Origin of the sequence: Xanthomonas hortorum pv. cynarae (genome assembly GCF_002939985.1) — a bacterium.
GTDB lineage: Bacteria > Pseudomonadota > Gammaproteobacteria > Xanthomonadales > Xanthomonadaceae > Xanthomonas > Xanthomonas hortorum_D.
Window position 1 is genome coordinate 68,371 of sequence record NZ_MDFM01000017.1, and the last position, 23,003, is coordinate 91,373.

The window sequence follows — 23,003 nt, forward strand, 5'->3', positions numbered from 1 at the left end:
TGCGGCGCTCGCCAGCGCGAGCGCCGTTGCCCAAAGGCGCGACCAACGCCCCTGTGCGTCGGTCGTTTGCAGCAGTTATTTATTGGCGCAGGTTTAAAACGTGGGCTTAAAAGGTGTATTCCAGCCCGGCGGTCACGGTGCGCGATGGCGCGGCCTGGCGGCCCCACGGGCTGGTATCCACACCACGGAACCAATACTGCCGATCGAACAGGTTGTTGATCGCCAGCGATGCGCTGAATTTTTGTCCATCGCGTTCGAACAGGGTATGGCTTACCTGCGTGTTCCACACCATGTAGGCCGGCAACTGACCCACCGAGGCGATTGCATTCTCTTGCACGGTATTCGCCGCATCGCTGTAGGCCTTGCTGAAGTAGTAGCTCGACAGTGCGACAGTGGTGTGACCGAGCGTATAGTTGCCGCCCAGCGTGATCTGATTACGTGAGGTGTAAGGCACGCGAAAGCCGCGAAATGCACCCGATTCCTGGCTGGCGTCCAGATACGCATAGCCGGCGTTGAGCGTGAGCGCGCGCAGATTCTCCGGGCTCCATTGCAGTTCCAGCTCGCCGCCTTGATGGCGGGTCTTGCCGAGGTTGCGGAACACGCGTGTGGTGTTGTCCAGCTGGATCTGCTGGTCGAAATCGATCAGATACGCACCGAGCTGGATGCGGGTGCGATCGTTGGGTTGATAGCGCGTGCCGGCTTCGTAATTCCAGGCCAGTTCGGCATCCAGATTGTTGCCGAAGATGATCTGGGTGACCTGCGGCGCGCGCATCGAGCGTTGCCCATCGGCATAGAAGAACCACTGTTCGTTGGCCTGAAACCCGACCGTCAGACCCGGCAACACATCGCGGGTCTGGTTGAGCGTGCTGACGCCGGTGGCGCGATTGAAATAGCGCGAATCCAGCCGCTCGTAACGCAGGCCCGGGGTGATGGTTAGGCGTTCGCCTGGCAGCGTGATCGCGTTGCTGACGTAAGCGGCCAACGCGCGGTCTTCGAACTGCCAATCGCGCACGCTGGTGAACAGGCCATCGCGCAGGCGCAGATTGCCGACCAGAAAATCGATGTCTTCGTGCACGGCGCGCACACCGGCGGTCCACTGCTGACGCACGCCACCGGCATCGCCCATGCTCCAGCTCAGGCGTGGCTCGCTGCCGACCACGCGGAAGTCGCGCGGTGCGGTCTGGCGCAGTTGCGGCGGCAGGTCCGAACGCCAGGTTTCGGTGGCGGCCTGACGCATGCCGACGATGAAGTTGCGGCTGCTGCGTGCGCTGAAGTTGGTCCAATCCAGACGCACATCCTTCATCGGGCCCCAATCGCCCAGCAACTGCTCATAGCTCAAGGATGCACGCGTGGTGCGGCCGTTGAAGCTGTCCAGCGGGCGCGTGGATTGACGCGGGTCGCGCCGGTAATCGTCCGGGCTGAGCGCACCGGCCAGATCCATGTCGACCAGATAACGCTGCACGCTGGCCTTGAGCAACTTGGTGTCGTCCAGCCACCACTCCGCACGCACGCGCAGATTGCTGATATCGGTATCGCTGTGCGCGCGCCAATACTCGCCATAGGTGCGATTGGCATCGACCTGCATGCCGAAGTTGTCGGTGAGGTAGCCGCCGCTGCTGAGCGCGCTGTCCTGCAGAAACTGTCCCTGGCCACCGGCGGTGACCTTGTGCGCCAGCGTGGTGCTCCATTCGCTGGGGATCTCCTTGCTGACCAGATTGATCACCCCGCCCACGTTGTTCGGCCCGTACTGCACGGCCGCACCGCCGCGCACGATATCGATGCGGTCGATCTGATTCAGCCCCACCGGAAACAGCGACAGACTGGTCTGCCCATACGGCGCCAATGCCAGCGGAATGCCGTCTTCCAGCACCTGCACACGGCCACTGCGGCTTTCGTACAGGCCGCGCAGCATCAGCTGCGGCAGCGCGCCGGTGCCGGTTTCGTCGAAGATCTTGATGCCCGGCACGCGTTGCAGCGCATCGTCCAGCGAGCGGTTGCCGCCATTGCGCAGTTGTTCGCGGTCGATCACCTGGCGGCTGCCGGCATAGCGCTGCACATCGTCGGGTTTGGAACGCCCGAGCAGGCTGCCCTGCACCTGGATCGCATCCAGTGCGCGGATCGGCGTTTGCGTATCGGCGGCATCGGCATCCGGCGACTCGATGGCGAACGCCACCTGCGGCAGGGTCACAGTGATCGCAGCGATGGCGATGGCCAGGGCGTGGAAACGGAACGTCGACATCTACGGCGTGCTCCTGCAGGCGGGTGGTGAAGTGGGTACGGCGAATGTGGCCAGGTGGCAGCGCAGTGCACGTTGCATCAGTGCGCGGTCTTCGCCGGCAAGCAGCCAGCGCAGATCGGGCTGTTGCAGCCAGTGCGCGCGTTGCGCATCGGTGCGCGGATTGGGGCAGAACGGCACCTCGGCAGCAATGCACTGCGCATGCAGTTGCAGCAGCAGTTCCCATACCTGTGGATGGGTCGGTTGCGGGCCCAGGCCCAGATCCAGCGCAAGATCCAGTGCGCCTTCCATCACCAGCGCCACGCCGGGCACGGCAAGCATCTCGGGCAACGCAGCAACACCGGCCGCGCTTTCGATCATCGGCACGATGCGGATATCGCGATTGGCTCGTGCGATGTAGCTGGGCAGATCGACGTTGCCAAAGCCGGTGACACGCCCGCCGGTGATGCCGCGCCGGCCCAGCGGCGGAAACCGCGCCGCAGCGATGGCAGCGGCCAGTTGTGCCGCTGACTCGGCGCGCGGAATCACGATCCCGCGTGCGCCGGCATCGAGCACGCGGCCGATCAGTTTTTCGTCCACCTCCGGCACGCGCACCCACGCCTCACAGCCGGACAGCTCGCATGCGCGGATGGCGTGTTCCAGCTCATCCGGCGCGCGCAGCACATGCTCCAGATCCAGCACCACAAAGCCATAGCCGATCCGGCCCAGCAGCTCGCACAGCTGCACGCTTGGCAACGCATTGAGAACGCCAACCGCAAACGCCATGGATGAGGCCGCCAAGGAAACGGGCGCTCATCCTGCTCTTGATGGGAATGATTATCAAGTGTGTCTTGAGGGCAGTTTGTGGTGACCTGGTCGCAGTTTGATCAAGACACTGCGGCAGGCCTTTCCGTACTGAATAAATGGCGGGCAATAAAAAACCCGCAGACAGCGCCGGCGGGTTTTTTGTTTCGTGCGGTGTTGCTTGATGCTGCGCTGCAGCTTACGACGCCGGCACGCGCAACGCCCGATACGGCGGGGTCGACATCACCATTTCGGCCAGCGAATAGGCCAGCTCCCGTTCGGCCAGCACCGCACCATCGGCGCCGTGGGCGAGCAGATGCTTGACCTCGGCATCGCTATGCGCACGCGCCAGCAAGGTCAGTGAGGGATTGATCGCACGCAGCTTGGCCAGCGCTTCGCCGGCTTCGAGCGGCTGCGGGATCGCAAGAATCGCGATCTTGGCGTGCTCAGGGCGCGCTTCGGCCAGCACGCGGTCAGCCGCCGCACTGCCGCGGATGCCGGGGATGCCGGCCGCATGCGCCTTGGCCACATGGTCGCCGTTGTCGTCGATCACCAGCACCGGCACGCCGCGGCTACGCAACAACTGCGCCAGCGCACTGCCCACGCGGCCGTAGCCGATCACGATGGCATGGCCGTCCAGTTGCAGCGGCGGGCCGGGCGGCAGCTCCGGTTCCACCGTGGCGGGTGCGTCCTGCGCCTGCCTGGCCTGCCAGCGATCCAGCCACGAGAACAGGAACGGGTTGGCGATGATCGACAGCAGCGCGCCGGCCAGGATCAGGTCGCGTCCGGTTTCGGGCAGGATCGCCAGCTGCACGCCCAGCCCGGCCAGGATGAAAGAGAACTCGCCGATCTGCGCCAGACTGGTGGAAATGGTCAGCGCGGTACCGGTGGGGTGGCCGAACGCACGCACGATCACAAACGCGGCCAGCGACTTGCCCAAGGTCACGGTCAGGAACGTGGCCAGCACCTGCCACGGATGCTCGACCAGGATCATCGGGTCGAACAACATGCCCACCGAGACGAAGAACAGCACTGCGAACGCATCGCGCAACGGCAGCGAATCGCTGGCCGCCTTGTGGCTGAGCTCGGATTCCTTGAGCAACATGCCGGCGAAGAATGCGCCCAGGGCGAACGACACGCCGAACAAGGTGGCCGACACGAACGCCACACCCAGCGCGATGCCGAGCACCGCCAGGGTGAACAACTCGCGCGAGCCGGTGGCAGCGACTTTTTCCAGCGACCACGGAATCACCCGGCGCCCGATCACCAGCATCACCGCCACGAACGCCACCATCTTGAACAACGTCAAACCGAGCGCGGCCAGCAGCGAGGTGGATTCGCCGTCATGCGCGGCAGCTGGCACGCCGGTGCCCAGCACCTCGGCCAATGCCGGCAACATCACCAGCGCGATCACCATCACCAGGTCTTCGACGATCAACCAGCCCACCGCGATGCGGCCGCGCTGGGTTTCCAGCAGGCGGCGTTCTTCCAATGCGCGCAGCAGCACCACGGTACTGGCCACCGACAGCGCCAGGCCGAACACCAGGCCATGCATCAACGGCCAGCCCATGCTCCAGGCCAATGCCCAGCCCAGCAGCGTGGCGACCACGATCTGCGCCAGCGCACCGGGGATCGCGATCCACTTCACTTCCATCAGATCGTCGAGCGAGAAGTGCAGGCCCACGCCGAACATCAGCAGCATCACACCCAGCTCGGACAGCTGGTTGGCCATGGTCTGGTCGGCCACGAAGCCGGGCGTGAATGGCCCGACGCACACGCCTGCCAGCAGATAGCCGACCAGCGGCGAGAGCTTCACTTTCTGTGCGAGCGTGCCCAGCACGAAAGCGACCGCGAGGCCGACGGCGATGATGTCGATGAGGCTGGTGTCGTGATGCATTCCAATCCGTTGTGAAAGTGTCCGAGAATAGCGAGGGCGACCCAGCCAACGGCACTGCGCCGGGCATCGCCTGCGGGCATTGTGTGGTCATGGCTGGAGTCCGGCGAGGGGAACAAGACCGCATTGCAGGTCCGGTTGGCCGGACGCCCATAGTACACAGCGCTTGATTAACGCGATGCGACACGTGGCGCATGCACGCAAACGGATGCACGCGTTGGGCGCTGCATGTGGACTGCACGAGCGTACGTGCGCCAGTGCGCCAGCGAGATGCACTGCACAGACAGGCAACGCCGAATCAACTTTGACGACAAGGCTTCGCGCCTGGGTAAGGCACGTGCGCGATGTCGGTCGACAATGCCGCTGACAAATTGCCTCTGACAATCAGCGATGTCCCTGTCGAAGAGCCTGCGTTCTTCATCAGGTCCAAGTCCTTATCGCCCCAGCCCCCATCGCCCATCTGCGGATGGTGACGCCACACGAGCCAGGCCATGCATCTCAGCGATTTCGCAACACCCGTCTTTCGGCACGATCCGTATCCGACCTACGCACGCTTGCGTGCCGAAGGGCCGCTGGTGCAGGTGGCCGAAAGGCGACTGATGTCCGGCCACTACAAGATCGTGGACAGCCTGCTCAGCGATCGCCGGGTGGGCCGCGATTATCTGGAAAGCATCCGCCTGCGCTACGGCGAGTCGGCGGTGCAAATGCCGCTATTCCAGGGCATGAGCCGCATGTTTCTGCTGCTCAACCCGCCAGTGCACACCCAGTTGCGCGGATTGATGACACAGGCCTTCGGTGCGCGGCAGATGGACTCCATGCGCGAAATCGCCCGCGACACTGCCGCCAGCTTGATCGAGACGTTTCAAGCCAGGGGCCACTGCGATTTGCTGACCGAGTTCGCGTTTCCGCTGCCGATCGCCATCATTTGCCGGATGCTGGATATCGATGCAGCCGATGTCACCGTGCTGAGTCACGCGACCAGCGCGCTGGCAAAAGTCTTCGATCCCATGATGACGCCCGCGGAATTGGAGACCACCAGCGCTGCCTTCATTCAGCTGGAAACCTATTTCCACACCGTGATCGAGCAACGTCGCAACAATGGCGGCGAGGATCTGATTTCGCGTTTCATCCAGGCCGAAGACGAAGGCCGCCGCTTGAGCGATGAAGAGATCGTCTCCAATGTGATCCTGCTGTTTTTCGCCGGCCACGAAACCACCTCCAACATGATCTGCAATGCGCTGGTCGCCTTGCATCGGCATCCGCAGCAACTGCGCCTGCTGCAGGAAAACCCGAGCTTGATGCCGAATGCAGTGCTCGAATGCCTGCGCTACGACAGCTCGGTGCAGATCGCCACGCGCACCGCGTTGCAGGATTTCGAGATCGATGGGGTGGCCGTCTCCAAGGGCACGATGTTGTATCTGATGCTGGGCGCGGCCAACCACGACACACTGCAATTCACCGACCCGCAGTTGCTGGATATCCGGCGCCAGCAGGGCCGCGCGCTGTCGTTCGGTGGTGGCATCCACCACTGTCTGGGCAATCGGCTGGCGCTGATCGAAATGGAAGCCGCGCTTGCCGCATTGCTCGAGCATCTGCCGGCACTTCGCCTGCCGCAGCTCGACGCGTTGAGCTGGAACGATCGCGCCAACCTGCGTGGCGTCGACGCACTGTTCGCCTCCTGGTGAGGTGAGTGACCAAGAGTAGCCAACGAAACCTCTGGGACGCTGTGCCAATAACGGTAACGTGTTGGCCCACGCGCCTTCGTTGACGCGTGGAGTGATGTCGGGAATTGCAACGATTCGCCCGGATCGAAAGGAACTGATCAAACCGCCCCTCATCGTATTGCCGCGCAACGCGCGCCGCTCTCAACCATATACACCGACCATCGCGACTGGTCCTTGCCCGCCCACCGTCGCGGGACCTTACGCGGCATGGATGCCGCGTAAGAGCTTACAAGGACGTACTTGCAGCGTGTCCCGCGACGGTGGGCGGGCAAGGACCCTGCAGCCAAGCCGCAGATCATCCGCTCTAAAACCGAAGTACTAGCACCGTTCCATCACCTCTCAAGCCGAACCAGATCCGAGCTTCAGCGTCGCTTGAATGTTCCCAAGCCGAGCTGGTCGAGGGCGCGATGCCCTCACCGCTCGCGGGACACGCCGCAAGTACGTCCATGTAGGCTCTTACGCGGCATCCATGCCGCGTAAGGTCCCGCAATCGGTGAGGGCATCGCACCTGCCAACTTGGTCGGGTGCTGATGGTAACTGCACAGCCGGCCGTGCCTATCAGGCGGTGAGCGCAGTCTTTTTGTTGGCCGCTCCTGGCGACACACTGTGCGCCATCGATACGGAGTTCAACGGGACAAACATCATTGCGGCAGATGGCTAACAGCCGCTGCATGTTGCGATGCCCACAACGACAAACACCGCCGAGCGATCGGCGGTGTTTGCGTAATAGATGCGCTGACCGGAACTTTCGATCAGCACTTTGCGATCAAGCGTCGCTACTCAGAACCGGTAGGTAACCCGGCCATACCAGTAGCGCCCGTTGAAACCGAACGGCGACAACGACGAATACTGCAGGCCGCCAGCGCGGTCGTCGTAGGCGGTGTTCAATTGCGCCTTGGTCGGATACTGGTTGGTGAGGTTGTCCGCGCCCACGGTGAAGGTAAACGCGTTCCAGGTCTGGCTGGCGGCCAGATTCAACAACCAGCGCGCGTCGTAGGTCTGATCCTGGCTGCCATCGACCGGGTCGCTGATGCGCTTGATCGATCCGTAGCGGGTGGCGTTGAAATTGAGCCCGAATCCGCCGAAGGTCCAGTCCGCTGCCGCCATGTACTTGGTGCGTGGCGTGGCGTCGGTGAGCAGGCCCTGGCTGGCGCGGCCGAAGTTGGGGTTGGTCAACTCCAGGATGGTGGTCTTGTTGTAGTTGGCGCTGGCACTGAGATTGAGCTTGCCGTAGTTACCCAGATCGGCCAGGTAGCTGTTGATCCAGTCCACGCCGCGGGTGCGGCTGGTGGCGCCGTTGACGAAGAACTGCACCGCGGCCACCTGGCCGATCGGCTGCGCCAGCTGCAACTGGTCCGAATACAGAATCTGGTCCCAGATGCGGATCTGGTAGACGTCCAGGCTGGAGGTGAAGTTGGCGGTCGGCTGCCACACACCGCCCAGACCGTAGTTGGTGGATTTTTCCGGGCTTAGCGGTTGTGCGCCCAGCGCCACGGCAACCGGATCGGAGGTGCGATAGGTGCCTACCTGCACCAGCTCGCCGTCCTGGATCAGCGTCACCACCGAGGCGTAGTTCTGCTGCGCCAGCGATGGCGCACGGAAGCCGTTGGAGATGGTGCCGCGCAGCGAGAAGGTATCGCTGAAGGCATAGCGTGCCGACAACTTGCCCGAGCGCGTGGAGCCGGCGTCGCTGTAGTTTTCATAGCGCCCGGCGATGCCGCCGGAGAGCTTGTCGGTGATGTCCGCTTCCAGGTTGGCGTAGACCGCATTGCTGTGGCGGCCGAACTTGCCGGCCACCGACGGCTCCAACCCCGAGAACACCTGTGCACCGCCCGGATAGGGCGCGCCGGTGTCGGGATTGATGGTATTGGGGTCGAAGAAGTACGACTCCGGCGAACCGGCGCTGATCTGGTAACGGTCCTGGCGGTGCTCGGCGCCGAAGGCCACGTTGACCGGATACGCCAGGCCCCAGTCGAAGGCCTTGCTGACGTCCAGATTGACAGTGCCCTGCTCGGTTTCGAAACCGCCGGAATTGAAGTTGGTCGGCGAGCTGCCGGTGCTCCAGAACAGGTTGGTGTTGATGCTGTTGAGGATGTTGAAGGTCATGTCGTTCTTGCCGTAAACGGCCGACAGGTCCCAGTTCCACTCGCTTTCGGTGCTGCCCTTGATGCCCAGTACCGCCGAGCGATCGTTGGTGGGGTTGTAGATCTGCGGCAGGAAGCCGTTCGGATAGATCGCCTGCACATTGCGCGCGGTGTTGTCGGCCGCGCGGTAATAGCCGTTGGAGGTGACCTCGCGGCGGCTCATGCTGAGGTGACCGTACAGCTCCAGGTTCGGCGAGAACTCATAGCCGAAAGCGGCCAGCCCCTGATAGAAGTTGGAGGCCGGATCGCCGTGGCGCTGGTAGGGCACACCGCCTGGATTGGGCGTGCCCGGCACGGTGGTGGCGCGGTTGGTGTTCTCGCCGCGATTGGTGCTCATGGTGTTCTGGTAGTTCCAGGACAGCCGCGCCCAGCCCGGCGCGGTATCGCCGCCGGTGCCGCCGAAGGCCAGGCCGACAGAACCATCAATGCCGTTCTGCTCGCCATCGCCTTTATCCATGAAACCGCCGTTGATCGACACGGTATTGCTGCCGGTATCGGCGCCATGTTTGAGCACGATGTTGACCACGCCGGCGATCGCATCGGAGCCGTATTGCGCCGAGGCGCCATCACGCAGCACTTCGATGCGCGCGATTGCCGACATCGGCAGCGAGTTCAGGTCGGCCGGCGCCGAGCCGCGGCCGACGTACGGGTTGTAGTTGATCAGCGAGGAGGTGTGATAGCGCTTGCCGTCGACCAGCACCAGCACCGCATCCGGCGACAGGCCGCGCAGCGTGGCCGGGCGCGCGGCATCGTTGCCGTCGGAGATCGCCGGGCGCGGGAAATTCAGCGACGGCAGCAGCTTGCCCAGCGCGGTGGCGATGTCGGTGGCGCCGGTGGCCTGCAGCGACTGCTCGGTGATGATGTCGATCGGCGATTCGGATTCGGCCACCGTGCGGTCGCTGACGCGCGTACCGGTGACGATCAGGGTGTCCAGGGTCTTCTGCGGCTGGGCAGGCTGCGATTGCGCACTGGCAGCGAACGTACAGACGGTGAGTGCGACCGAAATCGCAAGCGAAAGTGCGTTGGAGGTGTGCATGGGAATGAAGGCTCAAAGGGGATGAAGGACGCAGGAAGGAAATGCGCGTGTTGCTCGGGGGAGTGCGACTGGAGTGCGACTGCGTACTGCGTGGCCCGTCGTGCTTGCGCGCCAGATGTGTTCCGCGTGGCGGAGACGGCGTGTGCAGCAATGACGTCGGCCGGTGACGCAGCCATGCTGCTGCGTTGCGCATCCTTGCTGAAGAAGAGCGTTGATCTCCCCCTCTCGCATCGATGCGAGAGGGGGAGCGATGCTGCGGCGTTACCTGCAGCGCCCCAGCGCTGCGTGGTGTGTGGTGCGTTTTGCGAGGTAGGACAAGCGCTGGCCGTTGCCGACCAGCGCGCAGCGCTTTACCACTTGTAGCTCACGTTGGCGTACACCAGCGCACCGTTGAAGCCGAACGGCGAGGAACCGCTGTAGGGCAGGTAGGTGCGCGTGCCGAGGCCGGCCTGCTGACGGTCCGGATATTCGTTGAGCACGTTGTCGCCGCCGACGGTGAAGTTCCAGGCGCCCAGCTTGTAGGAGGCGGCCAGGTCCAGCGTCCACTTGGCCGCATAGGTCTGGTCGCTGCCGGCGTTGGTGCCGAAGGTGGTGAACTCGCCCCAGCGCGTGGCGGTGCCGGTGAACGACCAGTTGCCCGGTGCCCAGGTGCCGCCCAGGAAGAACTTGTCGCGCGGCGTGCCTTCGGTGATACGACCGATTTCGGCACGGCCGATGCGCACCGCGTTGGGGTCGATCGCCACCAGCGCTGCCGGGTTGTCGGCGATCTTCTCCACTTCGGTCTTGTTGTAGTTGTAGCCGGAGGTCAGCTCCACGCTGCTGCCGTCCAGATTCCAGCGATAGGTGCCGACCACATCCACGCCCTGGGTCTTGGTGTCCACGGCATTGGTGAAGTAACGCCCGCCACCGATGCCCGGGAAGCCATTGGCCTGCAGATAGTTGCGCGCCGCGGTCGAGGTGAGATTCTCCGACAGCACGATGCGGTCATCGATATCGATGCGATACGCATCGACGGTGACGTACAGATTTTCGATCGGCTGCAACACCAAGCCCAGGCCGTAGTTCTTGGATTCCTCGGCCTTCAACGGCTCGGCGCCGAGCGCGATCGCTGCGGCATTGTCGGTACGGAAGGTGCCGATCTCGAACGGAATCGCTGTCACCGTGCCGTTGGGCTGGGCCACGTTGAGGAACTGCGTGGCGATCGACTGGAAGTTCTGCTGCTGCAACGACGGCGCGCGGAAGCCGGTGGAGGCGGTGGCACGCAGCGCGACCTTCTCGGTGAAGGCATAACGCAACGACAGCTTGCCGGTGGCGGTGTCGCCGAAGTCGCTGTACTTCTCGTAGCGCCCGGCCAGACCGGCCGACAGCTTTTCGGTCAGATCCGCTTCCAGGTCCACGTAGGCGGAGTGGCTGTTGCGGTTGTAGTAGCCCGAGTCGGAGATCTTGAAGCCAGGAAACACCTGCGCGCCGGGGATCAGCGAGCCGTTGGCCGAGGGAATGCCGCCATTGGCCGAGGACGCCGCATCGCCGGGCGATTGGTTGAACTTCTCGCCGCGCCATTCCGCACCGAAGGCCAGCGTGACCGGGTAGGCCAGGCCCCAATCGAGCGTCTTGGTGAAGTCGGCATTGAGCACGTTCTGGGTGACTTCCAGGGTACCGGCGTGGAAGTCGGTGGGGCTGGCCAGCCCCAGGCTGTTGTTCAAGCTGTTGCGTACATCGAAGGTGAGATTGTTCTGGCCGTAGTTGTAGCTCAGATCGATGTTCAAACCGCCTTCGGTGGAGGTCTTCAACCCGCCCACCCACGACACGTCCTTGCTGACGTTGTAGATCTGCGGCAGGAAGCCGTCCGGATAGATTTCCGGGCGGTTGCGGTTGTCGCCGGCAAAGCGGAAGTAGCCGTTGGACAGCACTTCGCGCCGGCTGACCATGCCGAACGAGTAGAAGGTGAGGTAATCGGTGGGGCTGTATTCGCCATTGAACGACACTGCACCCTGGTCGATGTCCGGGTCGCCGTAGCGCTGCTCCACGCGGCCCTGGAACGGCAACGCGCGGTTGGTCTGATCCGAATGCCCGGCCTGCGCGGCCAGATGCACCTTGCCGGTGCCGGCGAAGCTGAAGCCTGCATCGCCGGACAGCTGGTATTGCTCGCCGTCGCCGGCGCTGTACTTGCCGTAGCGGCCGCTGATGCTGCCACCTTCGCCGCTGCCCTTGAGCACGATGTTGATCACACCGGCGATGGCGTCCGAGCCGTATTGCGCCGAGGCGCCGTCGCGCAGCACTTCGATGCGCTCCACGGCAGCGATCGGAATGGTATTGAGATCGGCCGGCGACGAACCGCGGCCCTGGGTGTCGTTGAGATTGATCAGCGCGGTGGTGTGGTAACGCTTGCCGTTGACCAGCACCAGTACCTGATCGGGCGACAGGCCGCGCAGCTGCGCCGGCCGCACCGCGTCCGAGCCGTCGGAGATGGCCGGGCGCGGGAAATTCAACGAGGGGATCGCGCGGGACAGCGCGGTAGCCAGCTCGGTGGTGCCGGTCGATTCCAATGCCTGCGGCGAGATGATGTCGATCGGCGATGCCGATTCGGCCACGGTGCGATCGGCCACGCGCGTGCCGGTCACGATCAAGGTATCGAGGGTTTTCTGGGCGGGAGCCTGTGACTGCGCGGATGCGCTTGAAGCGGAAAACGACAGTGCAAGAACAACGGCAACTGCGAGTGGACTGGTCTTGCAATTCATGCGGTGACAACTCCGAGTGGGGAACGGATGCATCGCAGGGGGGCCCCTCCCGGGCCGCGTCCGTTGCGGCAGCTGCGGTGCGTTCCCAACCATTAACCACGTGTAACCACATGTCAAATTTTGGTTATGTTGCGCGTGCAACCGTCATCGAGGATGTGCTGATGGCATCGTTGTCATCGCGCACCAAAGTGATGCGTTGCTTGCACCAGAGCTGCTGTGGCACGGCCTTGCTTGCACCATCTTGGACATCGATACCAGTTATGAAACTTCTGCATCAGAACGTGATTTACCCCGCATGAGTGCGGTATTGCGCAGGAGAACCGAGACGGCCGCGCCGGTGTCGCGCTCGGACTCACGTGTGTGTGTGGCGGTATGTCTTACGGGACTGTTGATTGGAAGCAGTGTCGTTGCACTCGCGGCCAACGCAACAACCGCTGCTGCCATGTCTTGAAACGCACACGCCCCGGACTGGCCGGGGCGTATGGTCAAACCTCAAGCTGTGCAGCCGCAGAACTTACCAGCGGTAGTTGATGCGCCCGTACACGTACGCGCCGTTGAAACCGAACGGCGACAGATTGCTGTACGGAAACTGCCCGCTGGTGGAATTGGCAAAGTTGTTCTCGTCCGGGTATTCGTCCAGCAGATTGTCCGCACCCAGCGTCAGCGTCCAGCGGTCGACCTTGTAGCTGGCCGAGGCATCCACCACCCACTTGGCGCCAAAGGTCTGGTCGTTGATCGCCGCGGCCGGACGGGTGCTGTATTTGCCATAGCGCGTCGCACCCAATGCCAGCGTCCAGTGCTCCAGATTCCAGCTGCCGTTGATCAGGAACTTGTCGCGCGGGAAGCCTTCTTCGATGCGACCACGTTCGGTGCGGTCGATGCGCTCCAGGCTCAGTCCGTTGGCCGACAGCGCGGCCGGGTTGGCCGCCACGTTGCGGACTTCGGTTTCCGAATAGTTGTAGCCGGCGGTCAGGTCCACGCTGCTGGCGGCCAGCTGCCAGCGGTAGCTGCCGACCACGTCCACACCGCGCGTGCGCGTATCCACCGCATTGGTGAAGTAGCGCCCGCCGTTGATGCCGAAGATGCCCTGCGCTTCGAGCAGATTACGCACGCCGGTGCCGGTGAGGTTGGACGACAGCACGATGCGGTCGTCCACATCGATCTGGTACGCATCCACGGTGAGGTAGAGCGCATCGGTCGGCTGCAACACCAGGCCCAGGCTGTAGGACAGCGAGGTTTCCGCATCCAGCGGCTCAGACCCCAGCGCACGCGCCACGGTGCTGTCGGCGGGGAAGGTGCGGATCTCGAACGGGGTCGGATTGCCGGCCAGGAAGGTGGTGCTGGTGGACTGGAAATACTGCTGCGCCAGCGACGGCGCACGGAAGCCCGAGGACACCGTGCCGCGCAACGCGATCCTGTCGGTGAAGGCATAGCGCCCGGACAACTTGCCCGAGGCCTGGCTGCCGAAATCGTTGAAGTCTTCGTAGCGGCCGGCCAGACCGGCGGAGAACTTGTCGGTGAAATCGGCTTCCAGATCCGCGTACAGCGCATAGCTGTCGCGCGAATACTGCCCGGACACGCTGGGCGCGAATCCGCCGAAACCCTGTGCACCGCCGGCCAGCGTGCCGGCCTGGAAATACGAGCCCACTTCGCCCGGCGACTGGTTCCACTTCTCGTTGCGGTATTCGGCACCGAAGGCCACCGTCACCGGATACGCCATGCCCCAGTCGAAACCGCGCTTGACGTCCAGGTTGACGATGTTCTGCGTGGTCTCCAGCGCGCCATCGTAGAAGGAGGTCGGCGAGGTCGGGCCCAGGCTCACGTTGAGCGTGTTGCGGGTGTGGAAATCGATCTTGTTGTAGCCGTAGTTGTAGCTGGCATCCCAGTCCCAGCCACTGGCGGTGGAACCGCGCACGCCGGCCACCAGCGAGCGGTCCTTGGCGTAGGTCTGGATTTCCGGCAGAAAGCCCTGCGGATAGACCGACAGGATGTTCTGGGTGGTGCTGCCCGGCGCGCGGAAGAACGCGAACGAGGTGATGTCGCGGTTGCTGGCGGTGGCGAACGCATAGCCGGTGATGCTGTCGCTGAAGGCGAACTCGGTATTGGCCGACACCGCCTGCGCGTTGACGTCGGGGTCGCCGATCTTGAACGCCTTCTGGCCAACGGCCGGCTGCGAGGCACTGGGTGCGCCGGCATAGCCGCGCGCACGGTCGGTGGGGTCCTGCTGGTTGAGCTGGGCGGCCACATGCAGCCAGCCGCGATCGCCGCCATAGGCCACGCCGGTGTCGCCGGACAGCTCGTAGTTGCTGCCGTCGCCGGCCGAATACTGGCCGAAACCGGCCTGCAGGCTGCCGCCCTTCTCCGCGCCCTTGAGCACGATGTTGATCACGCCGGCGATGGCATCGGAGCCGTATTGCGCCGAGGCGCCGTCACGCAGTACTTCCACGCGCGCGATGGCGGCGACCGGAATGGTGTTCAGATCCACCGCCGCCGCGCCGCGCCCGATCGTGCCGTTGAGATTGAGCAGCGAGGAGGTGTGGCGGCGCTTGCCGTTGACCAGCACCAGCACCTGATCCGGCGACAGGCCGCGCAACTGCGCAGGACGGATCGCGCTGGTGCCGTCGCTGAGCGCCGGGCGCGGGAAGTTCAGCGAAGGCAGCGCCCGCGCCAGTGCGGTGGCCAGTTCGGAGGTGCCGGTGGCCTGCAGCGATTCGGCGCTGATGATGTCGATCGGCGACTGCGATTCGGCCACGGTGCGGTCGGACACGCGGGTGCCGGTGACGATGACCGTATCCAGCGTATTCGCGGGCGCATTAGCTGGGCCAGTGGCCGGCGCGGTGGTCTGGGCGAGGGCGGGGGAGGCGAGCAGCGCCGCAACGACGGCGACTGCGAGCGTGGACAACGGGTAATTCATGACAACTCCGAAACATGGGTCCAAGCAGGACCGGCAAGACTGGGCAGGGTCTGGGCGCAAAAACCAATCGCGAATGAAGCCAGCGTCCAGCCTGAAGGCGCTAATTATTCGTTAACGCTAGAATGGCGTCGCAGGAATGCTGCTCATCTGCTCATTCCTTTTCGTTCTATCGGACTGTCCATCAATGATTTCCCTGCGCAACTTCTCCATGCGACGCGGCGAGCGTCTGCTGTTGTCCAACGTCGACCTGACCATGCATGCCGGCTACCGCGTCGGTGTGGTGGGCCGTAATGGCACCGGCAAGTCGAGCCTGTTCGCCGCGGTGAAGGGCGAACTGGAAGCGGACAAGGGCGATGTCGACCTGCCCGGCAAGGTGCGCACCGCCAGCGTCTCGCAGGAAACCCCCTCGCTACCCGATCCGGCGCTGTCGTTCGTGCTCGGCGGCGACATCGAGGTGTCGGCCATCCTGCAGGAAGAGGCGGCGGCCACCGCGCGCGAAGACTGGGAAGCTGTCGCCAACGCGCATCAGAAGATGGCCGAACTGGGCGCCTACGACGCCGACGCGCGCGCCGGCAAGTTGCTGCACGGCCTGGGCTTCCCGGCCGAGACCCATCACCGCGCGGTCTCCTCGTTCTCCGGCGGCTGGCGCGTGCGCCTGAATCTGGCGCGCGCGCTGATGATGCCCAGCGACCTGTTGCTGCTCGACGAACCGACCAACCACTTGGACATGGACGCAGTGCTGTGGCTGGAGCAGTGGCTGCTCAAGTACCCGGGCACCTTGCTGCTGATTTCGCATGACCGCGAGTTCCTCGACAACGTGGCCACGCATACGCTGCATCTGCACGGCGGCACCGCCAAGCTGTACGTCGGCGGCTATACCGATTTCGAACGCCAGCGCATCGAACACCTGCGCCAGCAGCAGATCGCGCACGAAAAGGGCCAGGCCGAGCGCGCGCATCTGCAGAGCTTCATCGACCGCTTCAAGGCGCAGGCCAGCAAGGCCAGCCAGGCGCAAAGCCGCATGAAGCGGCTGGCCAAGATGGCCGGTACCGAAGCGGTGCGCGCCGAGCGCGAATTCCGCATCGAATTTGCACAGCCGAATCGGCTGCCGTTTTCGCTGATCCGGCTGAATCATCTGGACGCCGGCTACGGCGCGGATTCGGTGATCCTGCACGACGTCGGGTTCGGGTTGGAAGCCGGTGATCGGATTGGCTTGCTCGGCCCCAACGGTGCGGGTAAGACCACGTTGGTCAAGACCTTGGTGGGCGAGTTGGAGCCGTTGTCTGGCGAACGCAGCGCGCATCCGGATCTGCGCATCGGCTACTTCGCCCAGCACACGGTGGAGTCGTTGCACGAAGGCCAGTCGCCGATGGATCACTTCCGCGAGCTGTCGCCGGATGGATCCAACCAGGCGTTCCGCGACTTCCTGGGCAAGTGGAACTTCGCCGGCGACCGCGCCTTCGAAGTGGTGGACGGTTTCTCCGGTGGCGAGCGCGCGCGTCTGGCGTTGGCCCTGATCGCCTGGCAGCAGCCGAACGTGCTGCTGCTCGACGAACCAACCAACCACTTGGACCTGGAAATGCGCGAAGCGCTGGCCGAAGCGCTGAGCGACTTCGAAGGCGCGATCGTGATGGTCTCGCATGACCGCCATCTGATCGGCCTGGTCTGCGACAGTTTCTGGCGCGTGGCCGATGGCGTGGTCGAACCGTTCGCCGGCGACCTGGACGAATACGCCGCCTGGCTGCGCAGCCGCCCGGCCGCGCAAGGCACCAAGCAGAAGCTGGCCGAGGTCGCCCCGACCCCGCCACCGCCGACCAAACCGCTGCCGCCGAAGAAGGTCGTCAACCCGCACAAGCTGGCCAGCGCCGAGAAGCGTGTGGGCGAGCTGGAAGCGGCATTGGCGGAACTGGATCGGCAACTGGCCAATCCGGCCAACTACCCCGACAGCGAGAAGATGGCCGTGCTGGGCCGCGATCGTGAAGCGACTGCGCAGCAGTTGGCCGCTGCAGAGGCGGCATGGATGGAGTTGATCGAGGGCGCGTAACGCGCAGGCGTTACGATGCGCGTCGAGCCAAGCACAAGGATGTAGCGAACATGATCAGCGCCACCATCAGTCTGGAAGATCATCTGGCCGCACAGCGCCTGCATGCGAGGCATACGGCCAAGCTGTTGATCGTGGTGCTGGTGGTCCTGCTACTGATCGGGGCGGGTTTGCTTCAACTGATCGGGGCCGGCGAAATCATCGGCCCGATGCTGATCGGCGCCGGGGGCGGCGGCTTGATCGGCCTGGCGTTATTGCACGTCTGGGGCTTGCCACGGAAGATCAAGCGCCTGCACGCCCAGCAGGCCGCGCTGCGCCATACCTACACCTTTGCGTGGGACGAGACCGGGTTGGAGATCACCTGGGCAGACGGGCGGCTGCGCCGGCCCTGGTCCGATTACATCCGCTACCGCGAGAACGAGCACGTGCTGCTGCTGTATCACAACGACCGCTTGTTCGAGCTGTTCGCCCCGCACTGGTTCGCCGACAAGGCGCACTACGAAGCGTTTCGCCGCGTGGCGGTGCAGGGGATCGAGGCGTCCGCACGCCGCTGAGCACGGAGTTGCAGTGAGGTCGCTCAGCCGGAGCGCTGTTGCTCTGCCAGCAGCCAATCGCGCAATCGCGCCTCGGCATCGCCTTCCGGACGCGAGCGCAGCCGGGTGAGCCAGTAGCGTCCGGCGTCGATCTGGATCGGAAACGGGCACACCAGGCGTCCCGCATCCAGGTCCTGGCGAAACATCGGCAACGGCAACAACGCCACCCCGGCACCTGCCGCCGCGGCGCTGGCCAATGTCAGCGACGAATCGAACATCGCACCGCGCGCTGCGACCTCGGTTGCACCCGCCGCGCGAAACCACTGCGGCCACTCGTCCAGTCGATACGAGCGCAGCAACTGCACCTGTGCCAGATCGGCCGGCGTGCGCAACGCGCGCGCCATTGCCGGCGCGCAGACCGGTGCAAACGGCGCCTCCATCAGCGCATGGGCGATCTGCCCGTGCCAGTCGCCATCGCCGAAACGGATCGCCAGATCCAGCCCTTCGCCAGCCAGATCGACCCGGTTGTTGTGGGTGGACAGGCGCAGCTCGATCTCCGGATGCGCCGCATGAAAGGCAGCCACGCGCGGCAGCAACCAGCCGGTGGCGAAGGTGCCGACCACGCCAACGCTGAGCACCTCGCGATAGCGGCCATCGGCAAAGCGCTCCAGGGTGGCAGCGATGCGGTCGAAGGCCTCGCCCAGCACCGGAGCCAACGCCGCGCCCTCGTCGGTGAGCGCCACGCCGCGTGGCAGGCGGTGAAACAGGCTGGTGCCCAGCTGTTGCTCCAGCGCCTTGATCTGGTGACTCAGCGCGGCCTGGCTCACGCACAGCTCGCCGGCCGCACGGGTCAGGTTCTGATGGCGTGCAGCGGCCTCGAAAGCGCGCAGGGCATTGAGCGGGAGGCGGGGCCGGGGCATGCGCAGAGATTAGTTCAATTCATGCCTGGGATCGAAACATCGCGATGGTCGGCTGCGTCGCCTGCATCGATACTGCGGGCTCTCCCAATGAGGTGGCCCCATGTTGAACCGACGGCAGTTCCTGTCCGTGACCGGTGCGAGTGTGTTGCTTGCGGCGTCCAAATCCGCATGGCCGCTCTCCCGGGTGGCGACATTGCAAGAGCCAACGGGCGATCTGCTGGGGGCACGCTGGGCCGAGATCGAACGTGGCACCGGTGGCCGCCTGGGTATCGGCCTGCTCGACAGCGCCACCGGCAAGCACTTCGGGCAGCGCGAAGACGAGCGCTTTCCGATGTGCAGTACCTTCAAATTTGTATTGGCTGCGGCAGTATTACAGCGGGTGGACCAGGGCAAGCTGACGCTGGCGCAACGGGTCAAGATCCGTGCCTCGGACATGCTGTCGCATGCGCCGGTGACCGAGCGCCATGTCGGCGGTTCGCTCAGCGTGGCCGAGCTGTGCCGGGCCACAATGATCTACAGCGACAACCCGGCCGCAAACCTGTTGTTCCCGCTGGTCGGCGATCCGCAAGGCCTGACTGCTTTCCTGCGCGGCATTGGCGATACCCAGACCCGCAGCGACCGTCACGAGCCGGAGATGAATCAGTTTGCCGCCGGCGACCCGCGCGACACCACCACCCCGGCCGCGATGGCTTTAACGCTGCGCACGCTGCTGCTCGGCGATGCCTTGCAACCGGCCTCACGCAAGCAACTGAGCGACTGGATGATCGACAACCGCACCGGCGATACCTGCCTGCGCGCAGGCCTGCCGCGCAGCTGGAAGATCGGCGACAAGACCGGCAGCAACGGCATCGATACCCGTAACGACATCGCCATCCTCTGGCCACCGAAGGGCAGGGCACCACTGCTGCTCACCACGTACTTGAATGGCGCCAGCGTCGACAGCGATGCGCGCGATGCGGCGTTAAAAGCAGTGGCGCATGCAGTGGCGAGCTACGTATCTGTTTGATGCGTGCGCGGCGGGCTCTGGAGCGGCCCGTTTCACAGCGCGATCGAATCGCCGATCTGCAAGCTGCGAACCAGCGTGGTCGGCTGTTGGAGGTCGACGCAGTGTCTGCAGCGGACTGCAGTTGCTGCACTCCGCCTCGAGGCCATGTCTGCAACCAGCGCGGCGGGCGTTTTTTCGACGCCAGTGACTAAGAGCGGCTAACAAAACCTAGCGAGCGAGCGCCTGAAAGTGAGTGCAGTGGTTTTGTCGGCCGCATCTCGGTGGATGCAGTCAAAAGTCCAGATCAAACGCTGAGTGGGTCGAATGCGCGGTGCCCTCACCGCTCGCGGGACACGCCGCAAGTACGTCCCTGTAGGCTCGGTGGCGGCATCCATGCCGCCACACGGTCCCGCAAGCGGCGAGGACACCGCACCAGAGAGTTGATCGGTTGCGTTGTTTAAAACCATACACACCGACCATCTCGACTGGTCCTTGCCCGCCCACCGTCGCGGGACCTTACGCGGCATGGATGCCGCGTAAGAGCCTACATGGATGTACTTGCGGCGTGTCCTGCGATGGTGGGCGGGCAAGGGCCCTGCAGCCAGGCAGCAGATCAGCCGGCCTGCACTGGACTGGCGTGAGTAGTTTTGTTAGCCGCTCTAAATCCTGATCAAGCGCGATGCCGATACCCAAAGTGCGCGAAAGCCTGTCGGCCGACAGGCGTCGACGAGATCATGGCCGCAGTGGAGGATCTCGACATCGACGGTCCCGCCAGTCCGGTCAAGCCACAGCATCGAGCAGTCAAGATCCCGGCGCATCGGCCAATTCGGTCTGATACAACTGCGCCGGCCCACCCATCGCCGGATCGCTCACGCTATCGGCGCCGGTTTCGACGCGACCTGCCAGGCGTTGACGCGCACCATCCTGCTCCAGCCACAGGTCGTACCAGCCGCCGCTCGCTGCGGCCTTCCAGCTGCGTCGTTGGGTGCTGCCCGGCGCGACGGTCAGTTGCTCGCGTGGCTGCGCATTCGCATAGGCCGCCGCTTGCAACGCCACCTGCACTGCGGTGGTGCCGGGATTGTGCAGCAAGAGCGACAACGCGGCTGGATCGTTGGCGTCCTGCGTGATATCGGCCAGCAGTAGCGCAGCGCTGAGATCGCCGCGATAGTGACGATGGAAGCCATTGGGGCCGAGCAACCACAGATCGTAGCGACCGTCGTGGGTGCTCCAGCTGCCTTCCAACGTGGCGCCGTTGCCGAGCGTGTAGCGACGCGGAATCGCCGCCAGGTCGTAGCGGTCGTAGACGTGCAGCACGACCGCAGCACCGTTGTTGGACATGCGCAGCACCACGTCGCCGCGCTCCTGCACATAAGTCAGTTGCACAGTCGGGCGATACGGCACTGCGCGCGAACGCCGTATACCGAATGGCTGCTGCGGCGCTTGCAACGAAACCGGCAGCGGCGGCAACGTGTGCTCGCGCATCGCCGCCGCGCGCGCTGCAGCGGCGCTGACATCTGGCAATGCAGCGACGAACGGGCGCGCATCCGCGGTACTAAAATCGAATGCGGTGGTGAGATCGCCGCAGACTGCGCGCCGCCACGGCGTGATCTCCGGTGCGGGCACACCGAAGCGGCGTTCCAGCAGGCGCAATACCGACGTGTGGTCGTACACCTGCGAATCCACCCAGCCGCCGCGGCTCCATGGCGATATCACATATAGCGGCACGCGCGGGCCCAAGCCATAGGGGCGGCCACGCAGTTCCGGTAGATCCACTTTTTGCTCGCCGGGTGCTGGCTGACGGTGGTATTCGTCGTCGGTGGCAATGCTGGATGCACCAGCAAAACCGGCGGCAGCACGCGGATCCGGCGACGGTGGCGCCGGCGGCGGCATGTGATCGAAAAAGCCGTCGTTCTCGTCGAACATCAACAGCAGCGCGGTGCGGCTCCAAACCTTTGGATCGGCGGTCAGTGCATCCAGCACGCGTGCGGTGTAGGCCGCACCTTGCGCAGGACTGGACGGATCCGGATGTTCGCTGCCGGCCGCATCGGCAATGATGAAACTCACCGATGGCAGTTGCCCGCCAAGCACATCGGCACGTAATTGCTCAACACCGCGCGTGCTCACGCCACGCGCGCGCAGTTGCGCATCGTGCCCCGGTGCAGCACTGAACGCCTGCCGAAACGGCGCGAAGCCTGCCAGCGGGTTGTCGGTGAAGTTGTCGCGCATGTCCTGATAGATCTGCCAGGACACACCCGCTTTCTGAAGATGTTCGACGTACGTCGTCCACCGATAAGGCTCGGCGAAACCGCCCAGTTCCGCAAAGTTGTCATGCGAGTTACCGATCACCGGCCCACCGGCGCGCGCCTGCGGGTCGTTGCCGCCGCTCCACAAAAATACGCGATTGGAGTTGGTGCCGGTCTGGATCGAGGCGTGGTACGCATCGCAAATGGTGAAGGCATCGGCGAGCGCGTACTGAAACGGAATATCCGCGCGCCCGTAATACCCCAGCGCGTGATTGTGCTTGGCGGCGGCCCAATGCCCGAGCCGGCCGTGGTCCCAGGCGCGTTGCGCATCCACCCAGCTATGCGGGGTGCCTTGCACGCGCATGAAGCCGAACTGCGCCGCAGTATCCAGCGCAAACGGCGTCAGCCACTGGCCACCGTCTTCGCTGGGCTGCAGCCACACCGTGCGTGCAGGCGCACCTGGCAGTGGTGGAGCAGGAATCGGAAAACGATCGCCGAACCCGCGCACGCCGGGCAGCGCGCCGAAGTAATGATCGAAGGCGCGGTTTTCCTGCATCAGGATCACCACATGCTGCAGGTCTTCCAACGTGCCGCTGCGACGGTCCGGCGCGATGGCCGCGGCGCGCGCGATGCTGGGCAATAACGCGGCCGCGGCACCGGCGAGTCCGGTCTGCAACACGCGGCGGCGGGGAAGATCGATCATTGTGTCACCTGGTTGGCGCGCCAATCCTGTCTGCGCTGGAGCAGGTCGAGCGTACCCAACTTGTCAGCGCGTGTGTTCTCTTGCCTGCCTGCAAAACTGCCGGTCATGT

12 protein-coding genes are annotated in these 23,003 nt (G+C 64.3%); 4 read left to right on the forward strand and 8 right to left on the reverse strand.

Annotated elements, in window-relative coordinates:
- Positions 1-106 precede the first annotated feature (106 nt).
- The 3 genes from XcyCFBP4188_RS13155 to ybaL all read right to left on the reverse strand — a co-directional run bounded on the left by XcyCFBP4188_RS13155 (position 107) and on the right by ybaL (position 4,916).
- Positions 107-2,239: a TonB-dependent receptor family protein gene (locus XcyCFBP4188_RS13155; protein ID WP_006452406.1), complete on the reverse strand. Its 2,133-nt coding sequence runs from the start codon at positions 2,237-2,239 to the stop codon at positions 107-109.
- Positions 2,240-3,001, reverse strand: a complete 762-nt coding sequence (locus XcyCFBP4188_RS13160; RefSeq protein ID WP_006452405.1) for an HpcH/HpaI aldolase family protein — start codon at positions 2,999-3,001, stop codon at positions 2,240-2,242.
- 217 nt (positions 3,002-3,218) lie between these two features.
- On the reverse strand, positions 3,219-4,916 hold the full coding sequence (ybaL, locus tag XcyCFBP4188_RS13165; protein ID WP_074058044.1) for a YbaL family putative K(+) efflux transporter: 1,698 nt from the start codon (positions 4,914-4,916) through the stop codon (positions 3,219-3,221).
- A 488-nt stretch (positions 4,917-5,404) separates the two neighbouring features.
- Between ybaL and XcyCFBP4188_RS13170 the strand changes: the two genes are divergently transcribed.
- Complete coding sequence (locus XcyCFBP4188_RS13170) at positions 5,405-6,598, forward strand: cytochrome P450 (RefSeq protein WP_006452403.1); 1,194 nt, start codon at positions 5,405-5,407, stop codon at positions 6,596-6,598.
- An 819-nt stretch (positions 6,599-7,417) separates the two neighbouring features.
- Here the strand turns inward: XcyCFBP4188_RS13170 and XcyCFBP4188_RS13180 are convergent.
- From XcyCFBP4188_RS13180 to XcyCFBP4188_RS13190, 3 genes are all read right to left on the reverse strand, one after another.
- Positions 7,418-9,817, reverse strand: a complete 2,400-nt coding sequence (locus XcyCFBP4188_RS13180; protein ID WP_095575216.1) for a TonB-dependent receptor plug domain-containing protein — start codon at positions 9,815-9,817, stop codon at positions 7,418-7,420.
- A gap of 350 nt (positions 9,818-10,167) precedes the next feature.
- Entirely contained in the window at positions 10,168-12,555 is a 2,388-nt protein-coding gene (locus XcyCFBP4188_RS13185) for a TonB-dependent receptor plug domain-containing protein (protein ID WP_006453068.1), read from the reverse strand.
- A 514-nt stretch (positions 12,556-13,069) separates the two neighbouring features.
- Positions 13,070-15,469 carry a TonB-dependent receptor plug domain-containing protein gene (locus XcyCFBP4188_RS13190; RefSeq protein ID WP_104592277.1) on the reverse strand — a complete coding sequence of 800 codons (2,400 nt, stop codon included), beginning with the start codon at positions 15,467-15,469 and terminating at the stop codon, positions 13,070-13,072.
- Between the two features lie 184 nt (positions 15,470-15,653).
- Between XcyCFBP4188_RS13190 and XcyCFBP4188_RS13195 the strand changes: the two genes are divergently transcribed.
- Both XcyCFBP4188_RS13195 and XcyCFBP4188_RS13200 read left to right on the forward strand, forming a co-directional pair.
- Positions 15,654-17,513, forward strand: coding sequence for an ABC-F family ATP-binding cassette domain-containing protein (locus XcyCFBP4188_RS13195; RefSeq protein WP_104592278.1), 1,860 nt, complete (start codon positions 15,654-15,656; stop codon positions 17,511-17,513).
- A gap of 50 nt (positions 17,514-17,563) precedes the next feature.
- Positions 17,564-18,064 carry a YcxB family protein gene (locus XcyCFBP4188_RS13200; RefSeq protein WP_104592279.1) on the forward strand — a complete coding sequence of 167 codons (501 nt, stop codon included), beginning with the start codon at positions 17,564-17,566 and terminating at the stop codon, positions 18,062-18,064.
- 23 nt (positions 18,065-18,087) lie between these two features.
- Here XcyCFBP4188_RS13200 and ampR read toward each other — a convergent pair whose 3' ends face one another.
- Positions 18,088-18,963, reverse strand: a complete 876-nt coding sequence (gene ampR, locus XcyCFBP4188_RS13205) for a LysR family transcriptional regulator AmpR (RefSeq protein ID WP_074058039.1) — start codon at positions 18,961-18,963, stop codon at positions 18,088-18,090.
- A 100-nt stretch (positions 18,964-19,063) separates the two neighbouring features.
- Here ampR and bla point away from each other — a divergent pair, with 100 nt between their 5' ends.
- Positions 19,064-19,969 (forward strand): class A beta-lactamase, encoded by a 906-nt coding sequence (bla, locus tag XcyCFBP4188_RS13210; RefSeq protein WP_006453063.1) that lies wholly within the window; start codon positions 19,064-19,066, stop codon positions 19,967-19,969.
- 780 nt (positions 19,970-20,749) lie between these two features.
- Here the strand turns inward: bla and XcyCFBP4188_RS13220 are convergent.
- A complete protein-coding gene (locus XcyCFBP4188_RS13220; RefSeq protein WP_104592280.1) occupies positions 20,750-22,894 on the reverse strand; it encodes a phosphocholine-specific phospholipase C in 2,145 nt (714 codons plus the stop codon).
- Positions 22,895-23,003 lie beyond the last annotated feature (109 nt).

Coding starts and splice junctions, on each gene's coding strand:
- ampR (WP_074058039.1), bottom strand. CDS start 18,963: ATGCCCCGGCCCCGCCTCCCGCTCAATGCCCTGCGCGCTTTCGAGGCC.
- XcyCFBP4188_RS13180 (WP_095575216.1), bottom strand. CDS start 9,817: ATGCACACCTCCAACGCACTTTCGCTTGCGATTTCGGTCGCACTCACC.
- XcyCFBP4188_RS13190 (WP_104592277.1), bottom strand. CDS start 15,469: ATGAATTACCCGTTGTCCACGCTCGCAGTCGCCGTCGTTGCGGCGCTG.
- XcyCFBP4188_RS13170 (WP_006452403.1), top strand. CDS start 5,405: ATGCATCTCAGCGATTTCGCAACACCCGTCTTTCGGCACGATCCGTAT.
- XcyCFBP4188_RS13185 (WP_006453068.1), bottom strand. CDS start 12,555: ATGAATTGCAAGACCAGTCCACTCGCAGTTGCCGTTGTTCTTGCACTG.
- bla (WP_006453063.1), top strand. CDS start 19,064: ATGTTGAACCGACGGCAGTTCCTGTCCGTGACCGGTGCGAGTGTGTTG.
- XcyCFBP4188_RS13155 (WP_006452406.1), bottom strand. CDS start 2,239: ATGTCGACGTTCCGTTTCCACGCCCTGGCCATCGCCATCGCTGCGATC.
- ybaL (WP_074058044.1), bottom strand. CDS start 4,916: ATGCATCACGACACCAGCCTCATCGACATCATCGCCGTCGGCCTCGCG.
- XcyCFBP4188_RS13200 (WP_104592279.1), top strand. CDS start 17,564: ATGATCAGCGCCACCATCAGTCTGGAAGATCATCTGGCCGCACAGCGC.
- XcyCFBP4188_RS13195 (WP_104592278.1), top strand. CDS start 15,654: ATGATTTCCCTGCGCAACTTCTCCATGCGACGCGGCGAGCGTCTGCTG.
- XcyCFBP4188_RS13220 (WP_104592280.1), bottom strand. CDS start 22,894: ATGATCGATCTTCCCCGCCGCCGCGTGTTGCAGACCGGACTCGCCGGT.
- XcyCFBP4188_RS13160 (WP_006452405.1), bottom strand. CDS start 3,001: ATGGCGTTTGCGGTTGGCGTTCTCAATGCGTTGCCAAGCGTGCAGCTG.